Consider the following 10528-nt stretch of genomic DNA (forward strand, 5'->3'; position numbering starts at 1 on the left):
CTTTTATTCCTTCCACGCCAACAAGCGCGCCTTGAGGTGCTCAAATTCTTTGTCGCTGTCCAGGGTCTTGCGGTTCGTTGAAAACGCCAGGGTGGCTTGGGATGTGTTGCTGTCCTGGCCAGGCGCCAACCATACCCAAACGCGGCGTTCCCGTACATAGAGCATGGCAAACACACCCAGAATCAGCAAGGCGCAACCCAGGTAGACCACCGTTTTACCCGGGGCACGTGCGACCTGAAACACACTGGCTTGCACCTGTGTGAAATCTGCCAAGGTCAGCACCAGAGGCGCCGGGTACAGGGGCACGTCGCTCAGCGCCAACACCGCCTGCGTCATAAAGGCCTGGCCACGGGCATCGGGTGCAAAAGCCGGCATGCCCGCTTGCTCGCGCGCCACCTGCTCCAGTTCAAACAGCACCCCATTCAGAATACGTACCAGCACTTCACCCGCCTTGCTGCGTTCAGCTTCTGGCACGTTGGCCTCAATGAAATCGGAAATGGCCTGCAGCCCCGCCACTGCCGGCGTCTGCCCACCCACCGGCACACCCGCAAACAAAGCCAGCGCACGCGCCGCCGATGCACTGAGTTGCGCAGATAGTTCCGGGCGTTTGCCATCCACGGCCTTGGCGGCGTAGCGCTGCACGGCTTTGTCACGCAGCGCCGGATTCGACAGGGCCTGGCTCAAACGCATAAAGTCGTCCATGGAGCCTTTGTCGTCCGCAGGCACCCGGATGTAACGGAAGGTGTCGGCCGGTGTCTCCCGCATGCCCAGCAGGAACACGGGTACCCCCTCCCCCATGTCCACGGGCAGCATGTAGTTGTGGTACTCCCGCGCCTGCCCTGCACCATCCCGCAGCTTGTAGGTCACGCTGGGCCCCACGTTGCGCAGGTTTTTTTGCTCTTTGGTTTTGTTGGCCGCGCCCATTTGTGCGTTCATGGCGTCGCGCAAATCCACCTTGCGCACATCAATACCCTCCGCAGGGTTGCCACCAAAGTTCTCCACGTTGATCACACGCAGGCCGGTGTATTCCACCGTCAGTTGGTCGCCCGGTGCGCCCGCCTCGTTGGTCAATTGCGAACTGCCGCCCACAATGCCTTCCAGATCAAACGGCTGCGTGCGCCCCGTGAGGGATTGGGCACGCAGGCGCAGGCTGGAGCCGCCATCGTCAAAGCTGCTTTGAAAAATCTCGATGCCCCGGTATTTCACGGGATGGTTGACTTCGGTGCGCGCCTCAATCCGTTCACCCGTCGCCTTGTCGTGGATCACGATATCGCTGGCAAACAACTTGGGCATGCCTGTGGAGTAGTACTCCACGATGAATTTTTTGAGTTCGATGGCAAAAGGCAAGTCCTGGAGCAAGACTCCGTCTGACTGGTTCAGGATGGCCGTGCTGGACTGCGTTCCTTCCGCCACCAGCAGGTTGCCACGGAACGTCGGATTGCGCTCGCCCAGACGGTGCTGCTGCGGCACATCTGCGATCAAACCACCGCCTTTGTAGACCTGTTTGCCATTGAACAGCATTTGCGCGCGCACGATCAAATCACCGTCGAGCAGCCCGCCCAGACAGACCAACACGATCGCGCTGTGGGCCGCGATATACCCCAACTTGTTCGCGGCACCGGCCTTGGCCGCAACCATCCATCCGGTGCCTTGCGGCGTTTCACGGCGCTGCAGCTTGACCCGCCAGCCGCCGCTAACCAGTAAGTTGCCAACACGGTGGGCGGCAGGCTCTGCCGACTCCGCCAGCACCATCTGTGCGCGTTGTCCAAACGCCTGCAGGCTTTGTTCTCGGATATTTTCTTTGTACGACTTAAGGTCGGCCAAGATTTTGGGCGTGTTGCGGACCACACACAAAGAAGTGCTGGTCACCAGAAACGCCAGAATCAGCAGGAACCACCACGCGCTGTACACGCTGTACAAACTGACCAGACCAAACACCTCGGTCCAGAAGGGCCCAAACTGGTTCACATAGTTGTTCAGGGGCTCGTGTTGTTTGAGCACGGTGCCGATGACCGAGGCAATACAAATCACCGTGAGCAGTGAGATGGAAAAGCGCATGGACGACAACAACTCGACCGCAGAGCGCCAAGCACGCGAACCCGAATTCAACGCAAGACCCTGGGTGGAAACTGTCATGAGAGGCCGTAGAAATTCAAAAAAAAAGGCAGGCCATCATGGGATGGACCCGCCTGTTAGGGTGGTTTCGGGGTGATTGGTTCCTCAGAACCTATCCCCCGAACAATAGGGCTTAGCGCAGGCCGGCGATGTAATCCGCCACAGCCTTGATTTCGCGGTCGTTCATTTTGCTGGCCACTTGGCTCATCTGCAGGCTGTTTTTGCGCACGCCATCGCGGAAAGCCACCAACTGGGCCACAGAGTAATCCGCATGTTGACCGCTCAGGCGGGGGTACTGGGAAGGAATACCGGCGCCATTGGGGCTGTGGCAACCCGCGCAGGCAGGCACCTGGCGATCGGCAATACCGCCGCGGTAAATGCGCTCACCCAGCGACACCAAGGCCTTGTCTTTGGCAAAACCGGTCTTGGCTTTCTGTGATGTCAACCAGTAGGAAATGTTTTTCATGTCCGCATCTGTCAACGCGGAGGCAAAACCCTTCATGACCGGGTTGTTGCGCTTGTCAGCCTTGAACTCTTGTAGCTGCTTGACCAGATATTCGGGGTGCTGTTGCGACAGTTTGGGGTAGGCCGGAGATCCGGCATTGCCGTCCGCACCGTGGCAGGCGGCGCACACTGCGGTGTAGCTGGCCTCGCCCTTCACCAAGTCAGGTTTGGCGGCTTTGGCAACCTCGGGCTTGGCGTCTTCTGCGAAAGAAGGCGCAGAGAAAGCCGCGAATGAGGCCGCAAGGAGCAGGTGTGCAATCAACTTCATAGGAATGTCGTGTCTGGTGAGCAAAACAGCGCCATTCTACAATGCGGCACTGGGTTTACCTTCACATTCAATGACCAACACACCAAACCCACGCGCCACAAGCGCCACCAATCCCCCCGCCCCCACCGCAGAAAAATCCGCGGAAACGGTGGCGATGGGCTGGCTACACACCGCCCGCTTTCTCACGACTGCGCCCCAATTGCATTTTTTGCCCGAACTGGATGTACCGGAAATCGCCTTTGTCGGTCGCTCCAACGCGGGCAAATCCACCTGCATCAACATCCTGACGCAGCAAAAACAACTCGCCTTTGCCTCCAAAAAACCGGGCCGCACGCAGCACATCAACCTGTTCGCGCTGGGCAGACAAGGACAGACCGATGCGGTGCTGACGGATTTGCCGGGTTATGGCTACGCTGCGGTGCCCAAACAAGACAAGATCCGCTGGCAGCAGGTCATGGCCAACTACCTGGTCACGCGCAAAAACCTGCACGCCATTGTGCTGATGTGCGACCCACGCCATGGCATGACGGAGCTCGACGAAATCCTGCTCGATGTGATCCGCCCCCGGGTGCAGGAAGGCCTGAAATTTCTGATCATCCTGACCAAGGCCGACAAACTCACCCGCAGCGAACAGGCCAAGATTTTGTCCATTACCAAGCTGCAAGCAGGTGGGGGCGAGGTGATGTTGTTTTCCGCACCCAAGCGCCAAGGCATTGAAGAGGTGGCCAAGCTGCTCTGGACCTGGGCCCACCCCAAAGGCGCCGCCAGTGCATCACCGGCAGACACTGCCCCAGAAGCTCAGTAAGGCGAAGCCTCGCCGTTTGGGCGGTCTTTGAAGCGTTTGTGCACCCAGTAGTACTGGGCTGGCATGGTGTCGATATAGGACTGCAGCTCCAGGTTCATACGCTGGGTGTCCGCCTCCAAATCCACCGTTGGGAAGTCTTGCCAAGGTGGCAACACCTCGATGGTGTAGCCCTGTGGCGTGATGCGCGTGACCACCGGGACGACCTGGGCACGTCCCAATTTCGCAAACCGCGATAGTGAGGGGACGGTGGCAGCTGGCACCCCGTAAAAAGGCACGAATAACGATTCGGACGGGTCGAAATTCATGTCCGGCAACAGGTACAGCGGTTCGCCACGGCGCACCGCCGCGACGATGGGCTTGGCGCCGTCCAGGCGCGCCACCATCTCTGGCTGGCCAAACCGCTGCCGCCCGGCCAGCACCCAGGCATCCACCGTGGCATTGACTTGGGGCGAATAAATCGTCGAAAAGCGGCGCGGCACCTGCAGGGTCAGGGCCGTCCAGGCGGCATCCAGCCCCATAAAATGCGGTGCAAACAAGATGGTGGGGGTATCACCAGCGAGCGCGTCCAGCGCCCCGCGCAGCTGCAGTCGCGATTGCACCACCGCTGGCGGCGCATGCCAGAGCCAACCCCGGTCCAGCCAGGACTGGGCGAAGTACACAAAAGTCAACCAGCATTGCCGCCTGCGCATGGCCCCACTCCATTGGGGAAAACACAAGGTCAAATTGGTCTGCACCACACGCCGACGGGAAGGCACCAAGAGGTAGAGCAAGCCGCCAAGCACCCATCCCAGACCGCGCAAAAACGGCAGAGGCAGCGCCCCGAGCAGCACCAATAGTTTCAACATCCAGCGACTCATCTTGTCTCTGCCCGCCGTGGATTAAGAAGTCGCAGCACGCGGTGCCTTGTAGCGGGCGTAACCCCACAGGTACTGCGTGGGGCACTGGCGGATCAGCGTTTCCATCGCCGCGTTGATTTGACCGGCGGCCTGGGCCAAGTCCTGGTGCAAAGGCGCACCCAGCGGTTCCACGTGCACCGTGTAACCCTGCCCCCAAGGCAGGCGCTCACCCCAGGCCAGCAACACGGTGGCGCCACTTTGGGCTGCCAGACGGGCGGACAAGGTCATGGTGTAGGCATCCTGGCCAAAAAATGGGGCCCACACGCCTTGGGATTGCGGCGGCACCTGGTCCGGCAACAGCCCCACACAATGACCCGCCTTCAGTGCTTTGAGCATTTGTTTGACACCCGCCAAGGTGGTGGGCGCGGTTTCCATGCCAGGTCGGGCGCGGCTTTGTGTCACCAACGGCGCAAGCCACGCCTGTCGCGGTGGCCGAAACAACACCGTCATGGGCCGTCCCTGCTGGCCGAAGGCCTGGGCATAGGCCTGGGCTGTAATTTCAAAACAGCCGAGGTGGGGGGTCAAAAACACCACCCCACGGCCACCCTGCAGCGCGGCCTCGACATGGTCACGCCCCTGCCACAACACCGGCACCGGGGCGCCCAGCCATAAGCGCGGCAGTTCGGCCACCAGCATTCCAGATTGACCCACTGCGGCCCGTTGCTGCGCCGCACTCAAGCCCGCTTGGCGCGCATTGGCGACAAACCGCCGCCGATAGGTAGGTGACAGCAGAAAGGCCAACCAGCCCAGCCCCCAGCCCAGGCCGTGCAATAGCCACAAAGGCAGGGAGGACAGCAATTTGAAAACCAGGAACATGGGTGGGCTAAAATCGGCAGTGTCGCTGAGTTATAGAACTACTTGCAGGGCGACGCACACATTGGTTTGCCTCCCAAGGCCCGCCATTGTGCCTTGTCAAAATTTTGACGAATCTGCTAAAGCGTTCGCTGTAAGCTCCAAAGCCCAAGCAACGCGACTTGATGTTTATTTTGGAGACCTAGTTATGGCGAACGATTTTCTCTTTACCTCCGAGTCTGTGTCTGAAGGCCACCCTGACAAAGTTGCCGACCAGATTTCTGACGCAATCCTGGATGCGATTTTCAAGCAGGACCCCAAGTCCCGCGTGGCTGCCGAAACCCTGACCAACACCGGCCTGGTCGTGTTGGCCGGTGAGATCACCACCAATGCGCATGTGGACTACATCCAGGTCGCGCGCGACACCATCAAACGCATCGGTTACGACAATACCGACTACGGCATCGACTACAAGGGCTGCGCCGTGCTGGTGGCCTATGACAAACAGTCCAACGACATCGCCCAGGGCGTGGACCACGCGTCCGACGACCACCTGAACACCGGCGCCGGTGACCAGGGCCTGATGTTCGGTTACGCCTGTGACGAAACGCCCGAGCTAATGCCCGCGCCTATCTACTACGCGCACCGCCTGATGGAGCGCCAGGCCCAGTTGCGCAAGGACGGCCGCCTGCCTTTCCTGCGCCCTGACGCCAAGAGCCAGGTGACCATGCGTTATGTGGACGGCAAGCCCCACAGCATTGACACCGTGGTGCTGTCCACCCAGCACAGCCCAGACCAGAGCGAAACCCAGCACAGCATGAAAGCCTCGTTCACCGAAGCCATCATCGAAGAGATCATCAAGCCTGTGCTGCCCAAGGAATGGCTGCAGAACACCAAGTACCTGATCAACCCCACCGGCCGTTTTGTGGTGGGCGGCCCCCAGGGTGACTGCGGCCTGACCGGACGCAAGATCATTGTGGACACCTACGGTGGCGCCTGCCCCCACGGCGGTGGCGCGTTCTCCGGCAAGGACCCCTCCAAGGTGGACCGCTCCGCTGCCTACGCCGCGCGCTATGTGGCCAAGAACGTGGTCGCCGCCGGCCTGGCCAAGCAGTGCCAAGTGCAGGTGGCCTACGCCATCGGCGTGGCCAAGCCCATGAACATCACGGTCTACACCGAAGGCACCGGCGTGATCCCCGATGACAAGCTGTCGGCCATCGTTGCCGAGGTGTTTGACCTGCGTCCCAAGGGCATCATTCAGATGCTGGACCTGCTGCGCCCGATCTACGAAAAAACCGCCGCCTACGGCCACTTCGGTCGCGAAGAGCCCGAGTTCACTTGGGAACGCACCGACAAGACGGCCGCCCTGCGTGCAGCCGCCGGTCTGTAAAACAGACCCACGCCAGCGGCGCCAAGCCTGCGCCGCTGGCACAATGCCAACCCGATGAAACTCCAAACACAACGATTCATAGACCGCTGGGTTGGCCAAGTGCTGTGTGGTGCGGTCTCGACGTGGGTTCGCTTCACCGGCCTGTGGGGTACACCCGCCACCATCGACACCCGCGCCAAGAATATTCTGGTGATCCTGCTCTCGGAGATGGGCAGCATCGTGCTGGCCGGCCCCATGTTTGCCGCGCTGCGCCGCCAATACCCGCATGCGGCCATCCACATCCTCCAGCTCAAGAAGAACCAGGAAGTCTCCAAACTGCTGTCGCTGACACAGGTGGAGAACATGCACACGCTGGACGACAGCTCCGGGGGCATGCTGGTTCGTGACATCCTGGCCGTGAGCCTGAAGATGCGCAAGCTCGGTCTGGACGCAGTGATTGACTGTGAACTGTTCTCCCGCGTGAGCGCCCTGCTCTCCTTCAGCACTGGCGCGCCGGTGCGCGTGGGCTTTACCCCGCATACGCAAGAAGGCCTGTACCGCGGCAGCTTTATCAACCACGCGATTCCCTACAACCCCTACCAGCACATCAGCAAACAGTTTTTGTCGCTGGTGGACGCGATGGCATCTGCGGGCAGCGCGCCACGCAACAAGGCGGCCCCCATCCGGGCCGTGCCCGTAGAGACCGAACTGTCGGTCAAGTTCAGCCCCACCGAGCTGGAGGCCTACCGCGCCAAGGTGCAAAACGACCACCCTGTCACCATCGAGCGTCCGCTGGTACTGATGTATGCCGGTGGCGGCATCCTGCCCGAACGCGCCTGGCCTGCCGCGCACTACGCGCGCGTGGCCCAGGGCCTGTGCGCTGCGGGTTTTGCGGTGGGATTGATCGGTCTGAAAGACGACGCGCAACTCGCCAAAGATTTGAAAACCCAGGTCGGCAGCGATGCTTGTCTGGACTTGACCGGTTACACCAAAAGCATCCGCGAACTGCTGATGTTGTTCCACGCGTCCGAGCTGCTCATCACCAATGACGGCGGCCCCGGCCACTTTGCCACCGTCACGCCCATCCAGACCATGGTGTTCTTCGGTCCGGAAACCGGCAAACTGTACGGCCCGCTGGGTACGCGCAACATCGTGCTGGAAAGCGGCATTGCCTGCTCCCCCTGCCTGTCTGCCTACAACCACCGCCTGACCTTTTGCGACGGCGACAACCAGTGCCTCAAACGTATTGCGCCCGACCCCGTGCTGGACCAAGCCCTGGCCTACCTGCAAACCCGCACCGAGGCTGCCAGCGTATGAGCGGCGTGAACGGATTGCAGCGCGCCGTGTTGTGGGCGCTGGGCCTGCTAGAGCGTTACCGCTTCATCAAGTTCGGCATCGTGGGCGCCAGTGGTGTGGTGGTGAACCTGACCGTGCTCTACCTGGGCCACGAATACCTGTTCAACGCCATTGAAGCTGGCTACAAAAAGCCCTACCTCTCCCTGGCCCTGGCCATTGCACTGGCCACGCTCAACAACTTCACCTGGAACCGGCTGTGGACCTGGTCTGACCGCGTGAAGACGCTGGAAGCGGATGAGATACAACCCGTGAGCCTGCGCTTGCTGGGCATGGAGTTTGGGCAGTACGTCACGGCGTCTGCCTTTGGCAGTGGCCTGCAGTATGTGCTGACGCTGCTGCTCTCGGGCAGCATGGACTACCGCGTGGCCAACATCATCGCTATCATCGCAGCCAGCGTGAGCAACTTTTTGGCCAACGACCGCTGGACCTTCAAGCGCCCCAAAGACTGAGCGACACCCATGGGGCCAAGTTTCAAGCGTTTTGAGCCACTAGCCCGCACCGATATTGCGTGGATAGCTCTTGTTTTTATAGCATCAGCACTCTACCTGCTGGGCCTGGGCAGCCCCTACGCCCCGACCAATGGCGACGAGATGGTCTACATCCACATCGCCCGCATGACGGCAGAGAGCGGCCACTGGCTGCCACTGCAGTCCGAACTGCTGGGCACACGCAACACCAAGCCGCCGCTGCTGATCTGGCAAGCCATGGTGGCCGGCAACTGGGGCCAAAGCTGGAGCCTGTTTGCCCTGCGCCTGCCCAGCATCGTCTACACCTTTGCCACCACCGCCCTGCTGGCCTTCTTCGCCCACCGCATGGCGCCCGCGCCCGGCAAGCTGCGCGCCGCCTGCCTGGCTGCAGCGCTGTACCTGCTGTTTTTCTCCACCTTCCGTTACGGGCGGGTCTACCTCACCTCGGCACCCGAGACCTTTTGGCTGGCGCTGCCCATGTGGTGGCTGCTGTGGCTGCGCGTGCGCGATCACGCGCCGGCACAGCCCGCCACACTGGGATGGCTGGCTTACACCTTGTTTGGCGTGGCAATGGGCCTGGGCGCGGCCTACAAATCGTTTGCGCTGGTGGCCCCTGCGGCAGCCGCTTTGTGGTGCGCAGTGCTGCTGAGCGAGCCTTTTGCCTGGCGTACCACGCTGCGCACCACCGCAGGCGTGGCGTGGAGCACGCTGCTGGGCGTGGGCATTTTTGCGCTGTGGTTTGTGCTGGACCCGGACCCGGCTGCGGTGTGGCAGGAATTTGTCGTGGCCGAGAACGCCGGCAAGATGTCCAACACCATGGGCTACTGGCAAGCCGCGCTGTCAGGCCCCTATCCGATGTGGACGCAGCTGCTGGCCTACCCCGAGAACGCGGGGCTGCTGGCCTTCATGGCCTTGGGCTTTTGCGCGCTGGTGCTGTGGCGCGGTGTGCGCCGCCAGAGTTTTACGCAGCTGTCCCCTGCGCTGTGGGTGCTGCTGGCCTGGCTACTGGTATGGCTGGTGGTGTTCACAATTCCCAGCCAGCGCTCAGCGCGCTACGTCATTCCAGCCATGCCAGCCCTGGCCATTGCCATGGCGCTGGTGTGGGACCGACTGCCCCGCGTCTGGTTCTGGGTCACCCTACTGGTGTGTGCCCCGGCGCTGGTGATGTTGGCACGCATCAGCTGGGTGATGGGGAGTATGGAGATTGCCCGTACGACGGAAGTTGCTATGACTTTGCTAGCTGCTAGCGCAGGATTGGCGGGGGTTGCAGCCGGATTTCTTTCTAAAACCTGGGTACGCAACGCATGCCTGCTAGCCTGCGCGACGGTCTATGGCTGCTTCACGCTGATGGTGGCGCCCCTTTCTACCGATGCCGCTGGCTACAGCCCCACGGTGCAGGCGCAGATGCGCGGTCAGCGCGTGGTGGTGCCCAATGGGTTTACCGGCCAGTACGAGCGTTTTCACTTTGTGCTGCCTGGCGCGCGCATCACGCCCTACGACGCCGAAGGCCGGAACACGGGTGCGCTGTACCCCGACATGCCGGCCCAAGAGCGGCTGGACAAACTGCTGACCGAGTTCGACGCTGTGGTCTGGCTGCAAGAAGACCTGAACGAGGCCCCCAGCTGCCTGCCACATTGCACGCTGGTAGCCCAGCGCTGGCATGTGAAGAGCCGCCACAAAAGCGGCGAGGTGACGCTGGACAACCTGTGGCAACCCCAGGACTGGCTGTTCCGCCGCGAATGGCTGCTGGTGCGCGCACCTTAGCCACGTTTCAAGTGCGAATTCGCTCCTGATTTAGTAGCTGCTTGCGCAGTATCTACGGGGCTTATAGGCCAATTTCTTGATTTCTAGTTCGAATCGCGACATTGGTTGCGCAGTTCCGAGAGTACCTCAGCAGGGGTCTTGAAGCCCAAGCATGCACGCGGTCTGGAGTTAAGCAGGCGTTCAATGCGCGCA

Annotated in this window: 9 protein-coding genes; 5 read left to right on the forward strand and 4 right to left on the reverse strand. The window is 61.2% G+C overall.

The window, feature by feature from the left end; translation table 11 throughout:
- Positions 1-3: 3 nt before the first annotated feature.
- Both C5F53_RS17860 and C5F53_RS17865 read right to left on the reverse strand, forming a co-directional pair.
- Complete coding sequence (locus tag C5F53_RS17860; RefSeq protein ID WP_105262734.1) at positions 4-2136, reverse strand: cytochrome c biogenesis protein ResB; 2133 nt, start codon at positions 2134-2136, stop codon at positions 4-6.
- A gap of 112 nt (positions 2137-2248) precedes the next feature.
- Positions 2249-2887, reverse strand: coding sequence for a cytochrome c (locus tag C5F53_RS17865; protein WP_105262735.1), 639 nt, complete (start codon positions 2885-2887; stop codon positions 2249-2251).
- 70 nt (positions 2888-2957) lie between these two features.
- Between C5F53_RS17865 and yihA the strand changes: the two genes are divergently transcribed.
- Positions 2958-3692, forward strand: a complete 735-nt coding sequence (yihA, locus tag C5F53_RS17870; RefSeq protein ID WP_105262736.1) for a ribosome biogenesis GTP-binding protein YihA/YsxC — start codon at positions 2958-2960, stop codon at positions 3690-3692.
- Here yihA and C5F53_RS17875 read toward each other — a convergent pair.
- Both C5F53_RS17875 and C5F53_RS17880 read right to left on the reverse strand, forming a co-directional pair.
- The gene (locus tag C5F53_RS17875; RefSeq protein WP_236635428.1) at positions 3686-4537 is read right to left on the reverse strand and encodes a lipid A biosynthesis acyltransferase; all 852 of its coding nucleotides are present in this window, start codon (positions 4535-4537) and stop codon (positions 3686-3688) included. The genes yihA and C5F53_RS17875 overlap by 7 nt on opposite strands.
- Before the next feature lie 33 nt (positions 4538-4570).
- Positions 4571-5404, reverse strand: coding sequence for a lysophospholipid acyltransferase family protein (locus tag C5F53_RS17880; RefSeq protein ID WP_105262738.1), 834 nt, complete (start codon positions 5402-5404; stop codon positions 4571-4573).
- A gap of 184 nt (positions 5405-5588) precedes the next feature.
- Here C5F53_RS17880 and metK point away from each other — a divergent pair, with 184 nt between their 5' ends.
- From metK to C5F53_RS17900, 4 genes are read left to right on the forward strand one after another with little or no spacing between them, the layout of a single operon-like run.
- Positions 5589-6770 carry a methionine adenosyltransferase gene (gene metK, locus C5F53_RS17885; protein WP_105262739.1) on the forward strand — a complete coding sequence of 394 codons (1182 nt, stop codon included), beginning with the start codon at positions 5589-5591 and terminating at the stop codon, positions 6768-6770.
- A 54-nt stretch (positions 6771-6824) separates the two neighbouring features.
- Positions 6825-8066: a glycosyltransferase family 9 protein gene (locus C5F53_RS17890; protein ID WP_105262740.1), complete on the forward strand. Its 1242-nt coding sequence runs from the start codon at positions 6825-6827 to the stop codon at positions 8064-8066.
- Positions 8063-8554: a GtrA family protein gene (locus C5F53_RS17895; RefSeq protein WP_105262741.1), complete on the forward strand. Its 492-nt coding sequence runs from the start codon at positions 8063-8065 to the stop codon at positions 8552-8554. Before C5F53_RS17890 ends, C5F53_RS17895 begins: the two co-directional genes overlap by 4 nt.
- A 9-nt stretch (positions 8555-8563) precedes the next feature.
- On the forward strand, positions 8564-10336 hold the full coding sequence (locus C5F53_RS17900) for a glycosyltransferase family 39 protein (RefSeq protein ID WP_105262742.1): 1773 nt from the start codon (positions 8564-8566) through the stop codon (positions 10334-10336).
- Positions 10337-10528 lie beyond the last annotated feature (192 nt).

This window comes from Rhodoferax sp. TS-BS-61-7 (genome assembly GCF_002943465.1).
GTDB lineage: Bacteria > Pseudomonadota > Gammaproteobacteria > Burkholderiales > Burkholderiaceae_C > Allorhodoferax.